19 protein-coding genes and 1 tRNA gene are annotated in these 18,427 nt (G+C 54.9%); 13 read left to right on the top strand and 7 right to left on the bottom strand.

Annotation, left to right across the window (positions count from 1 at the left end; all coding sequences use genetic code 11):
• Positions 1-50 precede the first annotated feature (50 nt).
• The 3 genes from yqfB (at position 51) to AC1MKH_RS20165 (ending at position 2,413) form a co-directional block, all read left to right on the top strand.
• The gene (gene yqfB / locus AC1MKH_RS20175) at positions 51-383 is read left to right on the top strand and encodes a N(4)-acetylcytidine aminohydrolase (RefSeq protein ID WP_276224222.1); all 333 of its coding nucleotides are present in this window, start codon (positions 51-53) and stop codon (positions 381-383) included.
• Positions 384-525: 142 nt separating this feature from the next.
• Entirely contained in the window at positions 526-1,185 is a 660-nt protein-coding gene (gene trhA / locus AC1MKH_RS20170; protein ID WP_276224224.1) for a PAQR family membrane homeostasis protein TrhA, read from the top strand.
• A gap of 241 nt (positions 1,186-1,426) precedes the next feature.
• Positions 1,427-2,413: an IS110 family RNA-guided transposase gene (locus AC1MKH_RS20165; protein ID WP_488450733.1), complete on the top strand. Its 987-nt coding sequence runs from the start codon at positions 1,427-1,429 to the stop codon at positions 2,411-2,413.
• A 79-nt stretch (positions 2,414-2,492) separates the two neighbouring features.
• Here AC1MKH_RS20165 and ygfZ read toward each other — a convergent pair whose 3' ends face one another.
• Positions 2,493-3,473, bottom strand: a complete 981-nt coding sequence (ygfZ, locus tag AC1MKH_RS20160; RefSeq protein WP_276224517.1) for a tRNA-modifying protein YgfZ — start codon at positions 3,471-3,473, stop codon at positions 2,493-2,495.
• Positions 3,474-3,720: 247 nt separating this feature from the next.
• Between ygfZ and sdhE the strand changes: the two genes are divergently transcribed.
• On the top strand, positions 3,721-3,987 hold the full coding sequence (sdhE, locus tag AC1MKH_RS20155) for an FAD assembly factor SdhE (RefSeq protein WP_015963128.1): 267 nt from the start codon (positions 3,721-3,723) through the stop codon (positions 3,985-3,987).
• The gene (locus tag AC1MKH_RS20150) at positions 3,968-4,384 is read left to right on the top strand and encodes a protein YgfX (protein ID WP_276224520.1); all 417 of its coding nucleotides are present in this window, start codon (positions 3,968-3,970) and stop codon (positions 4,382-4,384) included. Before sdhE ends, AC1MKH_RS20150 begins: the two co-directional genes overlap by 20 nt.
• Here AC1MKH_RS20150 and fldB read toward each other — a convergent pair.
• Complete coding sequence (gene fldB, locus AC1MKH_RS20145; protein ID WP_231826316.1) at positions 4,381-4,902, bottom strand: flavodoxin FldB; 522 nt, start codon at positions 4,900-4,902, stop codon at positions 4,381-4,383. The two genes, AC1MKH_RS20150 and fldB, sit on opposite strands and share 4 nt — an antisense overlap.
• 102 nt (positions 4,903-5,004) lie before the next feature.
• Between fldB and xerD the strand changes: the two genes are divergently transcribed.
• The 5 genes from xerD to lysS all read left to right on the top strand — a co-directional run bounded on the left by xerD (position 5,005) and on the right by lysS (position 11,094).
• On the top strand, positions 5,005-5,901 hold the full coding sequence (gene xerD, locus AC1MKH_RS20140; protein WP_149463303.1) for a site-specific tyrosine recombinase XerD: 897 nt from the start codon (positions 5,005-5,007) through the stop codon (positions 5,899-5,901).
• A 23-nt stretch (positions 5,902-5,924) separates the two neighbouring features.
• Positions 5,925-6,638, top strand: a complete 714-nt coding sequence (gene dsbC / locus AC1MKH_RS20135) for a bifunctional protein-disulfide isomerase/oxidoreductase DsbC (protein WP_015963132.1) — start codon at positions 5,925-5,927, stop codon at positions 6,636-6,638.
• A 5-nt stretch (positions 6,639-6,643) separates the two neighbouring features.
• Positions 6,644-8,377, top strand: coding sequence for a single-stranded-DNA-specific exonuclease RecJ (gene recJ / locus AC1MKH_RS20130; RefSeq protein ID WP_276224524.1), 1,734 nt, complete (start codon positions 6,644-6,646; stop codon positions 8,375-8,377).
• A gap of 91 nt (positions 8,378-8,468) precedes the next feature.
• A protein-coding gene (gene prfB, locus AC1MKH_RS20125; protein ID WP_276224526.1) for a peptide chain release factor 2 occupies positions 8,469-9,567 on the top strand; the annotation gives its coding sequence in 2 pieces (ribosomal slippage) (positions 8,469-8,543 and positions 8,545-9,567; 1,098 coding nt in all).
• A gap of 9 nt (positions 9,568-9,576) precedes the next feature.
• Complete coding sequence (lysS, locus tag AC1MKH_RS20120) at positions 9,577-11,094, top strand: lysine--tRNA ligase (protein ID WP_276224528.1); 1,518 nt, start codon at positions 9,577-9,579, stop codon at positions 11,092-11,094.
• Positions 11,095-11,230: 136 nt separating this feature from the next.
• On the opposite strand, the gene idi is transcribed toward lysS, so the two are convergent.
• From idi to AC1MKH_RS20100, 4 genes are all read right to left on the bottom strand, one after another.
• Positions 11,231-11,794 carry an isopentenyl-diphosphate Delta-isomerase gene (gene idi, locus AC1MKH_RS20115; RefSeq protein WP_276224530.1) on the bottom strand — a complete coding sequence of 188 codons (564 nt, stop codon included), beginning with the start codon at positions 11,792-11,794 and terminating at the stop codon, positions 11,231-11,233.
• A gap of 119 nt (positions 11,795-11,913) precedes the next feature.
• A complete protein-coding gene (locus AC1MKH_RS20110) occupies positions 11,914-12,630 on the bottom strand; it encodes a DUF554 domain-containing protein (protein ID WP_231826321.1) in 717 nt (238 codons plus the stop codon).
• A gap of 18 nt (positions 12,631-12,648) precedes the next feature.
• Positions 12,649-13,218, bottom strand: coding sequence for a UbiX family flavin prenyltransferase (locus AC1MKH_RS20105; RefSeq protein ID WP_442961955.1), 570 nt, complete (start codon positions 13,216-13,218; stop codon positions 12,649-12,651).
• A 25-nt stretch (positions 13,219-13,243) separates the two neighbouring features.
• A complete protein-coding gene (locus AC1MKH_RS20100; RefSeq protein WP_276224535.1) occupies positions 13,244-14,716 on the bottom strand; it encodes a UbiD family decarboxylase in 1,473 nt (490 codons plus the stop codon).
• A gap of 168 nt (positions 14,717-14,884) precedes the next feature.
• On the opposite strand from AC1MKH_RS20100, the gene AC1MKH_RS20095 reads away from it, so the two are divergent.
• The 3 genes from AC1MKH_RS20095 (at position 14,885) to AC1MKH_RS20085 (ending at position 16,745) form a co-directional block, all read left to right on the top strand.
• Positions 14,885-15,787, top strand: coding sequence for a LysR family transcriptional regulator (locus AC1MKH_RS20095; RefSeq protein ID WP_276224537.1), 903 nt, complete (start codon positions 14,885-14,887; stop codon positions 15,785-15,787).
• 97 nt (positions 15,788-15,884) lie between these two features.
• A complete protein-coding gene (gene actS / locus AC1MKH_RS20090) occupies positions 15,885-16,589 on the top strand; it encodes an amidase activator ActS (RefSeq protein ID WP_442961954.1) in 705 nt (234 codons plus the stop codon).
• Positions 16,590-16,671: 82 nt separating this feature from the next.
• Positions 16,672-16,745 (top strand) — tRNA-Gly (locus tag AC1MKH_RS20085).
• 12 nt (positions 16,746-16,757) lie between these two features.
• Here the strand turns inward: AC1MKH_RS20085 and AC1MKH_RS20080 are convergent.
• Positions 16,758-18,365: an FAD-NAD(P)-binding protein gene (locus AC1MKH_RS20080; protein WP_276224541.1), complete on the bottom strand. Its 1,608-nt coding sequence runs from the start codon at positions 18,363-18,365 to the stop codon at positions 16,758-16,760.
• Positions 18,366-18,427: the final 62 nt, after the last annotated feature.

Here is an 18,427-nt window from a genome sequence, read left to right as displayed (position 1 = left end):
CTCACGGTGGCGATACTCATAAAATTCATAGACCTTAAAGGAATAGTACCATGCAGCCCAACGACATCACTTTTTTTCGCCGTTTTCAGGACGATATTCTGGCAGGGCGGAAAACGATTACCCTGCGTGACGATGCGGAGTCCCATTTTAAGGCCGGAGATATTTTACGCGTCGGGCGATATGAAGATGATGGCTACTTCTGCACCATCGAAGTGCTGGCCACTTCGCGCGTTACGCTTGATACGTTAACGGAGTGGCACGCGCAGCAGGAAAACATGACGCTTGCCGAACTGCGTCGGGTGATCACCGACATTTACCCAGGCCAAACGGCGTATCACGTGATTGAGTTCAAATATCTTCATAAAAATGATGAACAAGTGTGAGGTGAATCATTTTTATAACTTTATGATTTTTCTAAATTTACAAATTTACATCTTTTTATTTTAGCGAACAGGTGTTCACTGGAATCATTCTCAGTTACGCTAGGGGCGTTTAACAGATTGTGTTGTTCACCCGGAGTACGTAATGGACCAGAAGCCGCTCATTAAACAGGGTTACTCGTTGGCAGAGGAAGTTGCCAACAGCATCAGCCATGGAGTGGGTTTTGTATTTGGTATTGTGGGGCTGGTTCTGCTGCTGGTGCAGGCGGTGGATACCAACGCCAGCGCAATGGCAATCACCAGCTATAGCCTTTATGGCGGCAGCATGATTTTGCTGTTCCTCGCCTCGACGCTGTATCACGCGATTCCACATCAGCGGGCCAAAATCTGGCTGAAGAAATTTGACCACTGCGCTATCTATTTGCTGATTGCGGGGACCTATACGCCATTTTTGCTGGTGGGCCTGGATTCACCGCTGGCGCGTGGGTTGATGATTGTTATCTGGAGCCTGGCGCTGCTGGGTATTCTGTTTAAGCTCACCATCGCGCACCGCTTCAAAGTGTTGTCGCTGGTCACCTATCTGACGATGGGCTGGCTGTCGTTGATCGTGGTATATCAACTGGCGATTAAGCTGGCGATTGGCGGAGTAACGCTACTGGCGGTCGGCGGGGTGGTGTATTCGCTGGGCGTGATTTTCTACGTCTGCAAACGCATTCCTTACAACCACGCTATCTGGCACGGCTTTGTACTGGGCGGCAGCGTGTGCCACTTCCTGGCGATTTATTTGTATATTGGGCAAGCGTAGTTGATTGCCGGATGGCGCTTCGCTTATCCGGCCTTGTATCTTGAACTGGTAGCTGATTAGCTATCAGCTACATGAAACGGGAGAAGCTTGTATCCGGCCTGAAGACATCGATCTTTCGACGTAGCTTAAGCCTCCCGTTTCACCTTTCACGTCACTCAAAATCCGAACGGTAACCAGAAGCTCTGACTTCGTATGTACAAGGCTGGAATGACGTGTTGGCTCAGGTGAAAGGAGATTCTCGATGTGTACTCTCGGTATTGATGTCAGTAAAAATAAAATCGATGTTTGTCTGCTTACTGCCGGTCCCGGCGGCAAAAAAAAACACAAAGTTCTGACCAATGAACCCGACGTCTCCAGCAAAGTTATCGACTGGCTGAGCGCACAAAAATGCGTTCCGGAAAGTGTGACGGTCGTGCTGGAAGCGACGGGTATCTACCATGAAAATCTGGCATATGGCCTGCATGAAGCCGGTGTCAGAGTCTGCATGGCTAATCCCTATCGTGTTCGTGAATTTGCCAGCGGGATGGGTATTCTCAACAAGAATGATGCTGTGGATGCCTTCGTTCTGGCCTGTTATGGCGAGCTGAAACACCCGAATGCCTGGGTTCCACCTTCGCCCGAAGTCCGCAAGCTGAGGGCGCTGCTGCGCCAGCGGGATGCCCTGAAAGAGGATGTTCAGCGCACGGTGAACCGGCTGGAAAAAGCGAATTCCACAACCACTCCGCAGGAGGTCATCCGTTCACTTGAGCGGACGAAAAGCTGGCTGAGCGATGAACTGGCCCGGATAGAAAAACTCATAACCGATCATACAGATAACGATCCGGGGTTGAAGGCTGATCTTGATTTACTGAAATCGATCAAGGGCGTTAAAGATCAGGTCGGGCGGGAGATGCTGGCACTGCTGAAAGACGGGACGTTCAAAAGCGCCTCACAGGTCGCGGCTTATCTGGGTATCACGCCGGTAGAGAAAACGTCGGGGAGTTCGGTACGTGGCAGACCCCATATGTCAAAGACAGGGCCGTCGGAAGTACGGGCTAAGCTGTATGTTGCAGCGCTGAGCGCGTGCCGCTGGAACAAACAGGCAAAAGCTGTTTATGAACGACTGGTCGCAAAGGGTAAAGCCAAAAAAGCCGCACTGGGAGCGGTTATGCGCAAACTGGTGCATTTATGCTTCGGAGTGTTAAAAACGCGGCTTCTCTGGGACGAAAATTATGCAGCTACCGCTTGACGTTCAAGACGGTAGCTACAAACTGCATCATGCCTGTCGTAGGCCGGATAAGGCGAAGCCGCATCCGGCACTGACACAATTACTCTTCCAGTGAATACGGCAGCGGCTCAATGCTCAAGGTGTTGGCATCGTCGCGCACGCGGAAGATGCTGTGCGGTTCCATATCGTTATTCATCACCGCCTGCACCAGCAGTCGGCCATCATCAAGCTGTACCGCGGCTAAAACGGTACCGGTACGGCGCCAGTTCTCGCCCATCTTCAGTTCCAGGTCTTCCCCGGCTTCCGGTACGCGGCTGGCCGTTCCCGCCAGTGACCACAACGCACGTTTGTTGGCACCACGGAATTTGGCGCGCGCCACCATCTCCTGCCCGGTGTAACAGCCTTTCTTAAAGCTGATACCGCCCAGCGCCTGAATGTTGGTGGCCTGCGGAATAAACTGACCGCTGTTGGCTTCATCGATAACCGGCAGGCCCGCTTCGATGTTCAGCGCCAGCCACTGTTGACTGTTGTTGAGCTGTGCTTCGCCGCGCAGGGCGTCGGTGACGCGGGTGGCGGTAGCTTCGTCGGTCACCAGCAGGAAACGCTCATCGGGATGGGCGAACCACAGCAGGGAGGTTTCGCCTTCCTGCACCAGAGGTTTGTCGGCATCCGGCAGTTCAGCAAACAGATTCGCCAGCGCCGCACGTGCCTGGAAGCCCGCTACGCCAAGCAGCACCAGCGCATCGTTCGGCTCGATAACCACTTTGGAGAACACCGCGTACTTTTTCAGCTGCGTCAGCTGTGCGTCGCGCAGGCTACGGCGTTCGATCCAGGCGAAACCTTCGTTACGGCGAAACAGGCGCAGGTTGCTCCACATCTTGCCTTTGGCATCGCAATGGGCCGCTAACAGATGCTGATTGGCGCCCAGTTCCGCGACATCGGCGGTAACCTGGCCTTGCAGATACTTTTCACTGTCGGCACCGGTAAGGGTCGCCAGCGCCCAGTCATCAAGTGTCATAAGCGTCAGCGGTAAACGCGCAGAAGCGGAAGGCTGACGAGGAGGAAAAGGTGTAAAAGCCATAGTGATGTCCTGAATTGCTTAACGCACGGGTAGATAACTCATGGTAAAAGAGATGGTCATCAATGCAAGTGCTTTCAACAGCCGATTCGTGCCCTGACGCGCGGTTTGCGATAAGGTACGCAGGCAACCTGAAAATCCATTTTGTTTGCGTGGGTTTTCTGAATGTTGCCCGCGATTAACGAGATTGCTGTAAAGTAAGTGCAAAAAACACGTTAAACTAATGACATCGTTATGCTGGAAGGAAATTATGGACATCAATAATAAAGCCCGTATCCACTGGGCATGCCGTCGCGGTATGCGTGAGCTCGATATCTCCATCATGCCGTTTTTCGAGCATGAGTACGATTCGCTGAGCGACGGTGACAAAGCGATTTTTATTCGTCTGCTGGAGTGCGACGATCCAGATTTGTTCAACTGGCTGATGAATCACGGTAAGCCGGCGGATGCTGATCTTCAGCGCATGGTGCATTTAATTCAGACTCGGAATCGGGAACGTGGTCCTGTGGCAATCTGATTTACGCGTCTCCTGGCGCTCACAATGGCTTTCTTTATTGCTCCACGGCCTGGTGGCGGCCTTCATATTGCTGATGCCCTGGCCGTTGAGCTACACCCCGCTGTGGTTGTTATTGCTGTCGCTGGTGGTGTTTGACTGCGTACGCAGCCAGCGGCGCATCAACAGCCATCAGGGGGAAATTAAACTGCTGATGGATTCTCGTCTTCGCTGGCGCGATCAGGAGTGGGAGATCCTCGGGCATCCGTGGGTACTCAATTCTGGCGTGATGCTGCGTTTACGCAGGCTGGCCAGCCGTCGTCGTCAGCATTTATGGATTGCGGCAGACAGTATGGATGCAGAAGAGTGGCGCGACCTGCGGCGTATCATGATGCAGCAGCCCGCGCCGAGTAAGCATTAAGAGAATTGCTCGGCCATTTCGCCAAGAATTTGTTCGCACCAGTTCTGAATGCGTTCATCGCTCAGGTCGTACTGGTTGGTTTCGTCGAGTGCGAGGCCGACAAACAGTTGGCCGTCGGCGATGACCGGTTTCGGGCTGGTGAACTCATAGCCTTCGGTCGGCCAGTAGCCGACAAACTTCACGCCTTTGGTCGCCAGTTTATCGTGCAGCATGCCGAGCGCGTCCAGGAACCATTCGCCGTAACCTAGCTGATCGCCCATACCATAGAGCGCAACAATTTTGCCCTCAAGATTCAGCGTATCCAGTTGTTCCCAGATGGCTTCCCAGTCTTCCTGAATCTCACCGAAATCCCAGGTCGGAATGCCGAGGATCAGCACATCGTACTGCTCCATGAGCGCCGGAGCGTCATCTTTCACATTGTGCAGCGTCACCAGTTCCGGGCCGATGATGTCGCGAATTTTCTCCGCCGCCATTTCGGTGTAGCAGGTACTGGAACCATAAAAAAGGCCGATGTTCATAACGTAAAGGTCTCGATTCTTGCTGTGACTATGCCGCCAGTGTACCAGAACACGCATAGAATCATGCATAATGGTGCCGATGAAACAGGCAAAGGGGCGAACGTGGAACAGGATCTCGCACGAATCGAACAATTTCTCGATGCGCTGTGGCTGGAGCGCAATCTTGCCGAAAACACGCTGAGCGCCTATCGTCGCGATCTCACTATGGTGGTCGAATGGCTGGCCCATCGCGGCCTGACGCTTGATACCGTGCAGCATGATGATTTGCAAAATTTGCTCGCGGAACGCCAGCAGGGTGGGTATAAAGCCACCAGTTCGGCGCGTCTGTTAAGCGCTATGCGTCGCTTCTTCCAGCATCTTTATCGCGAGAAAGTGCGCGCCGATGACCCCAGCGCTTTGCTGGCCTCACCAAAGCTGCCGCAGCGTTTACCGAAGGATTTAAGTGAAGCACAGGTTGACCGGCTGTTGCAGTCGCCGGTGACCGATATCCCGCTGGAGCTGCGCGATAAAGCGATGCTTGAGGTACTCTATGCCACCGGCCTTCGCGTCTCTGAGCTGGTCGGGCTGACGATGAGCGATATCAGCCTGCGTCAGGGCGTGGTACGCGTCATTGGTAAAGGCAACAAAGAACGCCTCGTGCCGCTGGGGGAAGAAGCGGTATATTGGGTGGAAACGTATCTGGAACATGGTCGCCCGTGGTTGCTCAACGGGGTCTCGATAGACGTTCTGTTCCCCAGCCAGCGCGCGCAACAAATGACGCGCCAGACGTTCTGGCATCGCATTAAACACTATGCTCAACTGGCGGGTATCGACAGCGAAAAGCTCTCCCCGCACGTGTTGCGTCACGCATTTGCCACCCATTTGCTCAACCACGGCGCAGATTTGCGTGTGGTGCAAATGCTGTTAGGCCATAGTGATTTATCGACAACACAAATTTATACGCATGTGGCGACAGAGCGACTGCGACAACTTCATCAACAGCACCACCCACGCGCGTGATGCTGACTACAAAGGACGAGTTCATGAAAAAAGGTTTAGTGATGTTTACCCTGCTGGCGGCGGCGTTTTCCGCTACCACCCACGCGGATGATGCGGCGATTAAACAGTCGCTGGCTAAACTGGGCGTACAGAGTACGGATATCCAGAATGCGCCGGTGGCGGGCATGAAAACCGTGCTGACCAACAGCGGCGTGCTGTATGTCACCGAAGATGGCAAACACATTATCCAGGGGCCGATGTATGACGTGAGTGGCGCGCAGCCGGTTAACGTGACCAATCAACTGCTGATGACGCATCTCAACGCCCTGGAAAAAGAGATGATTGTCTACAAAGCGCCAAAAGAGCAGCACGTGATTACCGTCTTTACCGATATCACCTGCGGCTATTGCCACAAGCTGCATGAAGAGATGAGCGACTACAACGCGCTGGGTATCACCGTGCGTTATCTCGCCTTCCCGCGCCAGGGCATTCAGAGCCAGGCCGAGCAGGATATGAAAGCGATTTGGTGCGCGAAAGATCGCAACAAAGCGTTCGATGACGCAATGAACGGCAAAGGCGTACAGCCTGCCAGCTGCGATATCAACATCGCGGATCACTACGCGCTGGGCGTGCAGTTTGGCGTCAACGGCACACCGGCGATTGTCCTGAACGATGGCTACGTTGTGCCGGGTTATCAGGGGCCGAAAGAGATGAAAGCCTTCCTCGACGAACACAAAAAACAGACCAGCGGTAAATAATTCGCGTGAAACCACAGATTCAACTTCGCCGCCGCGAGGCGGTTGATTCAGATTCGCTGCCCGCTGATTTACCGCCGCTGCTGCGTCGTTTGTACGCCAGCCGTGGTGTGACGTCGGCGGACGATCTGGAGCGCGGCCTGAAGGGCATGCTGCACTGGCGCACGTTAACGGGCGTCGAAAAAGCCGTTGAGATGCTGCACGATGCGTTCGAGAAAAACCTGCGCATTATGGTTGTCGGCGATTTTGACGCCGATGGAGCAACCAGCACCGCGTTGAGCGTGCTCTCGCTGCGTGCGATGGGCTGCCATAACGTGGAATATCTGGTGCCGAACCGTTTTGAAGACGGTTATGGCCTGAGCCCGGAAGTCGTTGATCAGGCGCACGCACGCGGCGCGCAGATGATCATGACGGTAGATAACGGGATCTCTTCGCACGCGGGCGTCGATCACGCGCATGCGTTGGGGATCAGCGTGCTGGTGACCGATCACCACCTGCCGGGGGAGACGCTGCCGGCTGCCGATGCGATGGTAAACCCAAACCTGGTGGACTGTCCGTTCCCGTCGAAATCGCTGGCGGGCGTGGGCGTGGCGTTCTACCTGATGCTGGTGCTGTGTAATCACCTGAAGGCGAAAGGCTGGTTTGAATCGCGCGGCATCGCGGTGCCGAAGATTGTCGAGTACCTCGATCTGGTGGCGCTGGGTACGGTCGCTGACGTGGTGCCGCTGGATGCTAATAACCGCATTCTGACCTGGCAGGGCCTGAGCCGTATTCGTGCGGGCGTGTGTCGCCCTGGCATCAAAGCCTTGCTGGAAATAGCTAATCGCGACCCGCAAAAGCTGGTGGCGAGCGATCTCGGTTTCGCACTCGGCCCGCGTCTGAACGCGGCCGGTCGGCTGGACGATATGTCGGTGGGCGTGGCATTGCTGCTGAGCGAAAACCTCGGCGAAGCCCGCATGTTGGCAAATGAACTTGATGCGCTTAACCAGACGCGCAAAGAGATAGAACAGGGCATGCAGGCGGAAGCGCTGACGCTGTGCGAAAAGCTGGAGCGCAGTAGCGACACACTGCCCGGCGGGCTGGCGATGTATCATCCTGAATGGCATCAGGGCGTGGTGGGTATTCTCGCCTCGCGTATCAAAGAGCGTTTCCATCGCCCGGTGATTGCCTTTGCGCCTGCCGGAGACGGCATGCTGAAAGGTTCTGGCCGTTCGATTCAGGGGCTGCATATGCGCGATGCGCTGGAGCGCCTGGACACGCTCTATCCAGGCCTGATGATGAAGTTTGGCGGCCACGCGATGGCTGCCGGTTTATCGCTGGAGGAAGCGAAGTTCGATGAGTTCCAGCAGCGCTTTGGCGAACTGGTCACCGAATGGCTCGATCCGGCCCTGTTGCAGGGTGAAATTCTTTCGGATGGCGAACTCTCCCCACAAGAGATGACGCTGGACGTGGCGCAGATGCTGCGTGAAGCCGGGCCATGGGGGCAGATGTTCCCGGAACCGCTATTTGACGGGCATTTTCGTCTGCTGCAACAGCGCATTGTCGGTGAACGTCACCTGAAGGTGATGGTGGAACCGGTGGGCGGCGGCCCGCTGCTGGACGGCATCGCGTTTAACGTTGATACCGCCTGCTGGCCGGATAACGGCGTGCGCGAAGTTAAGCTCGCCTACAAGCTCGACATCAACGAGTTTCGCGGAAACCGCAGTTTGCAGTTAATCATCGACAATATCTGGCCAATTTAGCGCCAGTAATCGCTATAAATAAGGGCGCAGATCCGGTAAAATCTCGCCCTTATAACCGCATTTTGACTCGTCCATTAAAAGAAAACAGACCATGTTTGAAATTAACCCGGTAAATAACCGCATTCAGGACCTCACGGAGCGCTCTGACGTTCTTAGGGGGTATCTTTGACTATGATGCCAAGAAAGAGCGTCTTGAAGAAGTAAACGCCGAGCTGGAACAGCCGGACGTCTGGAACGAACCTGAGCGCGCACAGGCGCTGGGTAAAGAGCGTTCCTCTCTGGAAGCCATTGTTGAAACTCTCGACCAAATGTCGCAGGGTCTGGAAGATGTTTCTGGCCTGCTGGAACTGGCGGTTGAAGCTGACGATGAAGACACCTTCAACGAAGCTGTTGCTGAGCTGGACGTGCTGGAAGAGAAGCTGGAACAGCTGGAATTCCGCCGCATGTTCTCCGGTGAATACGATAGCGCCGACTGCTACCTGGATATCCAGGCCGGTTCCGGCGGCACCGAAGCGCAGGACTGGGCCAGCATGCTTGAGCGCATGTATCTGCGTTGGGCCGAAGCGCGCGGCTTCAAAACCGAGATCATCGAAGAATCTGAAGGTGAAGTTGCGGGTATCAAATCCGTCACTATCAAGATTTCCGGTGATTACGCGTACGGCTGGTTACGTACTGAAACCGGCGTTCACCGCCTGGTGCGTAAGAGCCCGTTCGACTCCGGTGGACGTCGCCACACCTCTTTCAGCTCTGCGTTTGTTTACCCGGAAGTGGATGACGATATTGATATCGAAATCAACCCGGCTGATCTGCGCATCGACGTGTATCGTGCGTCAGGGGCGGGTGGTCAGCACGTTAACCGTACGGAATCCGCGGTACGTATTACCCACATTCCGACCAATACGGTAACGCAGTGCCAGAACGACCGTTCTCAGCACAAGAACAAAGACCAGGCCATGAAGCAGATGAAAGCAAAGCTTTATGAACTGGAAATGCAGAAGAAGAACGCGGAGAAACAGGCGATGGAAGACACCAAGTCTGATATCGGCTGGGGTAGCCAGATTCGTTCTTATGTCCTGGACGACTCCCGCATCAAAGACTTGCGTACCGGTGTAGAAACCCGTAACACGCAGGCGGTGCTGGACGGCAGTCTGGATCAATTTATCGAAGCAAGTTTGAAAGCAGGGTTATGAGGAACCAACATGTCTGAACAACACGCACAAGGTGCTGACGCGGTAGCTGACCTTAACAATGAACTGAAAGCGCGCCGCGAGAAGCTGGCAGCACTGCGCGAGCAGGGCCTCCCGTTCCCGAACGATTTCCGTCGCGACCACACCTCAGACCAACTGCACGCTGACTTCGACGCCAAAGAGAACGAAGAGCTGGAAGCGCTGAACATCGAAGTGTCCGTTGCTGGCCGCATGATGACCCGTCGTATCATGGGTAAAGCCTCTTTCGTGACCTTGCAGGACGTGGGGGGCCGCATTCAGTTGTACGTTGCCCGTGACGATCTGCCGGAAGGCGTTTATAACGAGCAGTTCAAGAAATGGGACCTCGGCGATATCCTTGGCGCGAAAGGTAAACTGTTCAAAACCAAAACCGGTGAACTGTCTATCCACTGCACCGAGCTGCGTCTGCTGACTAAAGCGCTGCGCCCGCTGCCGGACAAATTCCACGGCCTGCAGGATCAGGAAGCGCGCTATCGCCAGCGTTACCTGGACCTCATCTCTAACGATGAATCCCGCAAAACCTTTAAAATCCGCTCTCAGATTATGGCCGGTATCCGCCAGTTCATGGTTGCCCGCGACTTTATGGAAGTGGAAACCCCGATGATGCAGGTGATTCCTGGCGGCGCGTCTGCCCGTCCGTTCATCACCCACCACAACGCCCTGGACCTGGACATGTACCTGCGTATCGCGCCGGAACTGTACCTGAAACGTCTGGTTGTTGGCGGCTTCGAACGCGTGTTCGAAATCAACCGTAACTTCCGTAACGAAGGCATCTCCGTACGTCATAACCCAGAGTTCACCATGATGGAACTCTATATGGCGTATGCGGATTACAAAGATCTGATCGAGCTGACCGAATCTCTGTTCCGCACTCTGGCGCAGAACATCCTCGGTACTACCGAAGTGCCTTATGGTGAAGAAACCTTCGACTTCGGCAAACCGTTCGAAAAACTGACCATGCGCGAAGCGATCAAGAAATACCGTCCGGAAACGGATATGGCGGATCTGGATAACTTCGATTCTGCAAAAGCGATTGCGGAAAGCATCGGTATTAAAGTTGAGAAGAGCTGGGGTCTGGGCCGCATCGTGACCGAAATCTTCGAAGAAGTGGCCGAAGCGCACCTGATTCAGCCGACCTTCATCACTGAATACCCGGCAGAAGTGTCTCCGCTGGCGCGTCGTAATGACGTTAACCCGGAAATCACTGACCGCTTTGAATTCTTCATCGGTGGCCGTGAAATCGGTAACGGCTTTAGCGAGCTGAACGATGCAGAAGATCAGGCGCAGCGCTTCCAGGATCAGGTTGATGCGAAAGCCGCAGGCGACGACGAAGCGATGTTCTTCGACGAAGACTACGTAACCGCGCTGGAACACGGCCTGCCACCGACTGCGGGTCTGGGTATCGGTATCGACCGTATGGTGATGCTGTTCACCAACAGCCACACCATCCGCGATGTGATTCTGTTCCCGGCGATGCGCCCGGTGAAATAAATCACTGAGATGTGAAAAAGCCCCGATGTGTGAGCATCGGGGCTTTTTTTTACCCCCTCACCCTAACCCTCTCCCTAAGGGAGAGGGGACAGATAGTGCTGGTGGTTGAGACTGGTGCAGGTTTTCTCCCTCTCCCTTAGGGAGAGGGCAGGGGTGAGGGGACAAACCGCGCCAGCTTATCCCGCGCTTCTTGCGAACGATACTGCAATACCATCCACGGGCTGAATGCCCACGGTGTGGCAGCCAGCGCCTGAAAAAGCGCATCTAATGAAACCCAGTGACTATCCATCACTTCGTCCGGGTTTAATGCAATGGCATTGGTTAACCTTGCCGCATACACCGGGCAGACTTCGTTTTCCACAATGCCGCTGGCGTCTGTTTCGCAATAACGAAATTCAGGATACACCGGAGTAATGTCGGTGAGCGCCGCGCCGACTTCGAAACGGCAGCGACGGGTAATCGCCTGCTCGAAGGTTTCATCTAATTGAGGATGACCGCAAACAGAGTTAGTCCAGACGCCCGGCCAGGCTTTTTTACTGAGCGAGCGTCGGGTAATCAGAACCTGGCCTATGTTATCGAAAATCCAGCAGGAGAAGGCGAGGTGGAGAGGCGTGTGAGCGGTATGCACGGCATATTTTTCGGCTGTGCCAATAGGGTCACCTTTTTCATTCAATAAAATGACGTGTTCTTGCCCTTCCATCACGGCTCCCGATAGCGAATTCAAAAACGCCGGATGGCGCTGCGCTCATCCGGCCTACAAATACCACCCGTAGGCCCGGTAAGCGAAGCGCCACCGGGCAAAGCCATTATACCTCAAGCTTAAGCAAACAAACTGGCCCACAGTGCGGAAATGGGCATAACCAGAATCAAGCCCGGCAGCATATTGGCGACGGGGAATGCTTTGATATTACAGATGCGCAGCCCGGTGGCGACCATAATCAACCCGCCTGCACAAGAGAAGTCGGCCATCATATCTGGCGTGATCAGATGCAGAATATGCACCGCCAGCACCGCCAGCGCGACCTGGACGGCAATCAGCGGCAGGCCGATAGTCATCACCGAGAAACCCAGCATGGTGGCGAAAATCGCCGCGGTGAAGAGATCCAGCACGGTTTTAATGTAGAGAATCGACGGGTCACCGGTCATCCCTTCATGCATTGCACCGAAAATCCCGGTACCGCTGGCGCAGAAGAGCACCAGAATCGCAACAAACTTCTCGGTGAATTCGTCGTGCGTTAACCCCTGAACCGGCGGGAAGATACGGTTGATCAGGCCGCGTGTGCTGCCAGCGGCTTTACCAATCTGTTTTTCGAGGAAAAACATCTCGCCGATCACCGCGCCGATAACCATCGCCAGCACCACGGCGGGCATGAATTTCACCTTGATGACCAGATTGATGCCAAGGCCTACTGAGCAAAGCCCGAAGGTCAGGGGGAGCGCAGTTTTAACGCGATCGGGAATATGCGTCCCGATGACCGATCCGAACAGGCCGCCGACGATCACCGCCGCGCCGTTCACGTATGGTCCAATTAACATGGAAGTGTCCTGATAGAGTTATTCAGTATGGCTAAGAGATCCTTCGCCCCAGCGCGGAAGATCTTTAATATCAAAATCAAACAGATCGAGAGCACGGCTGACGCTATGGGTAACGATCTCGTCAGCCGTTTGTGGCCGCTGATAAAGCGCAGGTACCGGCGGGAAGATAATGCCGCCCATTTCAGTCACCGCGCCCATATTGCGAATATGACCAAGATTGAGCGGCGTTTCCCGCGCCAGCAGCACCAGACGGCGGCGCTCTTTGAGCACCACGTCTGCCGCCCGCGTCAGCAGATTGTCGGTCAGGCAATGGGCAATCGCGCCCAGCGTTCTCATTGAACAGGGGGCAACAAGCATCCCCGCCGTTTTGAATGATCCGCTGGAAATCGCCGCGCCCAGATTACCAATCGGGTGAACGACGTCCGCCATGGCGAAGACATCCTCCAGACGATAATCCGTCTCCAGCTGGCAGGTTTTCTCCGCCCCTTTCGAGACAACCAGATGAACCTCAACGTCCAGTTTCTGCAACAGCTCCAGCGCTTTCACGCCGTACTGGAACCCGGAGGCGCCGCTAATCCCGACAATCATGCGTTTGGTGGCCACGGTGTTCCCCTTATTCGAAGTCCGGCAGGAAGCGTTTCACATCGACTTCTTTGAATTTCGAGCGTTCAAAGTGGCTTTTCAGATGGAACGGTACGGTACAGTCAAAGATCGTTTTGCAGGACATCCCCTGTTGCAGAATGCTCGGGCTGTATGCCGGAACCTGAGACGGATCGAGCGGGTGGCAACGTACGCCCGGAATGGTGACCGTGTCCACGTCGCCCTGATAGCGCGTTTGCATCGCCCACAGCACATCATCGCTATCGAAAATATCGACATCTTCATCCACCAGAATGACGTGTTTCAGTTCCGGGAAGGCCGAGAAGGCGAGCAGGGCAGCCTGGCGCTGACGGCCTTCATCCACGGCGGCGGATTTTTTAAATTGCATCACCGCCAGCAGCTTGCCGCCGCCTGCGGTATGCGCAAAGACGTTCAGCAATTTACCCGGCATCGCGCGTTCAACCATATCGAGGATGCTTGCTTCGGTTGGGATACCCGCCATGTTCACGTGTTCTTCGCCAGGACCTACAGTGGTGCGCCAGATCGGGTTTTTACGGTGCGTCACGGCTTTCACTTTAATCACCGGGATCGCTTCTTTTGCTTCGCCGGTGTAGCCCGGGAATTCAGGCATCGCTTTGCCGGTGTTGGTGTTCTGGTCTTCACGCACGCGCACGTTTGGCAGTAGTTCGCCTTCGATGATGATTTCCGCGTGAGCGATCGCTTTCTCGTTGATGGTTTTACACTGCACCATTTCAACGGCGTGACCGCGCAGGGAGCCGGCGATGCTCAGTTCATCAAAGCCCAGCGGCGTGGTCGGCGGCTCGAAGCAGGCGGCAATTTCAATCGCCGGGTCTACGCCGATGCTGATAGAAATCGGCAGCGGTTTGCCTGCGGCTTCGGCTTTCATGCGGAACGCATCAATATGACGGCCCGGAGTGAGCCACATGGAGAGCTCATCCTTGCTCTGTACGCATAAACGGTGAATGGTGATATCCGATTCGTGCGTTTCCGGGTCTGAGGCGTAGCACAGCCCCATGGTGATATAGGGGCCAGCATCTTCTTCGGTATTGGTTGGTGCGGGCAACAGGGTACGCAGGTCGAAACCGGCGTCGGTGGCGAGGTGAACCACTTCCTGACCCACGGCAGGCGCGGTGGTCAGAACGGGCGCGATGGGCGTCTGTACGGAATCTTTCAGCAGATGGCCCAGACGTTCCGGCGGGCAGTTCAGGAAGTGGCTGACGCGGTTACGGGAACCGTTCAGACCGATCGCCACGCTGATGTCGTTAAAGCCTTTAATTTTGTTGAACATCATTACCGGGCCATTCTTACGCGTTGGACGCTGGCAGGTACCGCCTGCGCCAACATAGCGGTAAACGCCGGAGAGTTCCGCGTGCGGGTCAACTTCGGTATCGGTTTCAACATATTCGCCTGGTAGCGTTTTCAACAGCTCCAGCGCGGAGCGTAGGTCATGAACCTTACTTTTCATTGTGTTATTCCTGTGAGTAAGCAGTAAAACTGTCTGCGGTTACCCTAATCCCCAACAGATAAAGGGACAAATACCGTTTAGCTGCGTCTGAGTAGATCAAAAAAGTGTGAGGCGGCTAAAAGCCTGACGTACACTAGCCTTCAGGATGCAGGCGAGGGGGACGGTTGGGTGGATCTAAAACGATTACGCTATTTTTGTCGGGTAGTGGAGCAGGGCTCGATAAGCCAGGCGGCGAAGGTACTGAACATGGCGCAACCGCCGCTCAGTAAACGCATCCAGGAGCTGGAAGATGAACTGCAAACGCCGCTCTTTATCCGCCGGGGAAATCGTATTGAGCCAACGGAGGCCGGTTTTTTCCTCTATCGCAAAGCCTGTGAGATTTTGCGCCAGGTAGAAGACACCGCACGCGAAACCATGGAGATCGCGCAGAAAGATCATCCGCAGTTTCGTCTTGGCTTAACGCACCTTTTCCAGTCCTACTTTAAACCGCTGCTGCTGGAGCTGTATGAGCGCAATCCCAACATTGAGGTGAACATCTCGGTCACCGATTCCAGTCATCTGGAGATGCTACTCAATGAGGGCGCCATTGATTTAGCGCTGATTCAGCGCCCTTATCGCAGTGAAGGGTTTGATTTTGTCTCCTTTGATCCCATCAAGCTGGTGGCGGTCATCAGCAAAAAATGTTTACCACAGGCGCCTGCAAATCCTTTCGACTACACGGCGCTGGCTGACTTTCCGCTGGTATTGCTGCATCGGGCGAAAGACTCCGGCACTTACGAGATGCTTATCGATCTGTTCAGGAAGGCGGGGGTAAATCCGAATGTGATTATGCATATCACGCAGCCGGGCATGATCCTCGACTGGCTGGAGTCAGGGCTGGCTGCCGCCACGCTGCTGCCCTCCTCGGAAGTGGACGCGGCGCGCTTGCCCCACTGCCACGTGGTAGATGTCTTCCCCTCGCCGCAGGTTTTCTATCCCGCGCTGGTGAAAATGCCCGCCGCAAACTGGGTGCCGGAAGTGATGAATTTGGTGGCGGAAGGGTATCCTTTTAACACTCATCCTTCTGTCTGAGATATTGGCATCCGCCATCAGCCTGCTATCATAGGCGACCTGACCGAACTAACCCGAGGACGATGTTTTGCTAGCAGGATGCCTGAGTACCCAGCCAATGCGTTTATTACTGTGCCTGTTCCTCGGCGTGGTGCTGGTGGGCTGTTCCGGGAGCAAGTCTGGCTCCGGCAGCTATGACGGTTCGGTCTACACCGTAAAACGCGGCGACACGCTGTCGCGTATCTCTCGCGCAACGGGCACCAGCGTGGCTGAACTGGCGCGTCTGAACGGCATCAAGCCGCCTTACACCATTGAGGTGGGGCAGAAGATTAAAACCGGCGGTTCCTCAAAACTGTTAGGTAAAAAATCGACCAGCACGGCGAAAGTCACGCCGTCCTCCGCCGTACCGCAGGCATCATGGCCGCCGGTGGGACAACGCTGCTGGCGCTGGCCGACCAGCGGGAAAGTCATCATGCCGTACTCCACCGCTGACGGCGGTAATAAGGGCATCGATATTTCCGGCAGTCGTGGTCAACCGGTGTATGCCGCAGGAGCCGGGAAGGTGGTTTACGTCGGCAATCAGCTGCGCGGCTACGGTAATCTGATCATGATTAAACACAGTGAAGATTACATCACCGCCTACGCGCATAACGACACGCTGCTGGTGAACAACGGGCAAAGCGTGAAGATTGGCCAGAAGATTGCCACCATGGGCAGCAGCGATACGGATTCCGTGCGTCTGCACTTCCAGATCCGCTACCGTGCGACGGCGATTGATCCATTGCGCTATTTACCGCCGCAGGGCAGTAAGCCTAAGTGCTAAAAGACTATTTTATCGCCAGTCAGTGGCGATGAGGCTTGCCAGCGAGGGCATAAGGTTTATAATGCTCCTCGCACACGCCGAAGCGGGCGTAGTTCAATGGTAGAACGAGAGCTTCCCAAGCTCTATACGAGGGTTCGATTCCCTTCGCCCGCTCCAGACTCAACGATTTTACTCATTTCGCTGTACCTTCTTTCGCTTCCCTGACGCTTGTTTATCCACGCCTTTCGCCATTGCTGCGCCAATTTCCGCACACACCACCAGCCCCTGCACAAACGGTCTGTCATGCATTAGCCACGGCAGTGCGCCGAAGGCAATTCGCCCGCGTACATTATCAGGTGCCTGCAAGGTATAGTCGTCACCGACATCCGGTATGTCATCGCCGCAGGCTAAAAGCTGTTTGCGAAGCGTGGGGAAGGGAAGGTCTTTGGTTTTCAGCGCCTTCTGACCACGAGCGTCGATAAACACGTCAAACTCATAACGCGCATCATCGGTGGTGATGGTCGTCAGGCCGTCGTTAGCCTGCATCTCATAGTCGTTACCCAGCGCCCGAATATGAATCAGCCCGGCCTCACGTAGCGCCAGCAGGCGGCGGATAGATTCAGACGGAATAGCGGCATAATTGTCGATAAAAACGCGCGCCAGTCCTTTTTTGAAACGTTGACGGTCTTCTTCGTTCAGATGTGGGACGATCTCCTCAACGATTTCATGCAGCCGCAGAACCGTGTAGCGCCAGGGCACCGTGTGTTTCTCGCGCTTATTACGTTCGACCTCTTCCAGATTGTCCTGCGCCCAGTAAAATGGATCGTGTTTTTTACGATCGGCAAACCAGGCGTCGGCAAGCGTATCGGCATTCAGCTTGTTTAAGCCTATCCGCGCACTCCACTGCGGATCTGCCTGTTCCAGTTCGGAGACGATCAACTGAAATACTCTGTTCAGCAGACCTTCACTGCCTTTAGCGATTTCAACTTCAATGGCCTGCTCCGTCGCGATTGCCAGCGGTTCGTAGGGCAGCGGGCAGTAAAAATCGGCTTCCGGCAGAATGCCGCTGCGCGACATTAGCGTTAGCTGAAGCGACTGGCTTTGCGCATTACGCTGGAAGCGCGTGGTTTTGCCCTCTTCAACAATAAATTTTCCATGCTGCGAGACGACTGCCATAGCAGCATCAAGCCCACTCAATGAAGCGCCCATAATGCCCACACGGCACGGCGCAATGTGCGCATCCATCAGGCCGGTCCACGGGCTGGGGTAAAAGTCACGCGGCGAGTCATCGTCTTCAGGCCACATATGGCCGGTGGCGATCACCGCATAATCAAAGGGTTCCGGGGTATTGCGATTGTCGATCCACAGCTGCACGCCATTCCCGGTGGCCTCAATATCAGCAATCCTGCTCGCTTCCCGCACCGAGACGCCAAACCCCAAACGCTCTGCTTTCTCGACCAGCGCCAGAAAGCAGTCACGGTAATAATCGCCGAGGATCACGCGCGGCAAAAATTGCCGGTCATGCAGTGATTCACGTTTAATCGCAAAGCGCGCCAGGTAGCTGTCGCTCTGTTGATGCAGCCATTCCAGATAAGTGATAAAAATCGGCGGGATCTCAATGCTCGCGATATTGGCCAGCATCAGCGTGGCATTATTATCATCGTTATAGGGCATGCCGACGCCCGCTTCTTCAGCCTGCTCGAAGAGCGTAATCGCAAGCGGTTCGCCGCGCTCAATAAGCGCATGAAAGGTGTAAATTCCGGTCGGGCCGACGCCGACAATCGCCACGTTTTTCATAATCATCCTGAAAAAGAAACACAGTGATAAGTCTGGTCGAAAAAGGCGATTGCGCCAAACCT

Source organism: Pseudocitrobacter sp. CD920760, from assembly GCF_057782505.1.
Note: the sequence above shows the minus strand (reverse complement) of the source record. Positions and strands in the feature narration are given on the sequence as shown.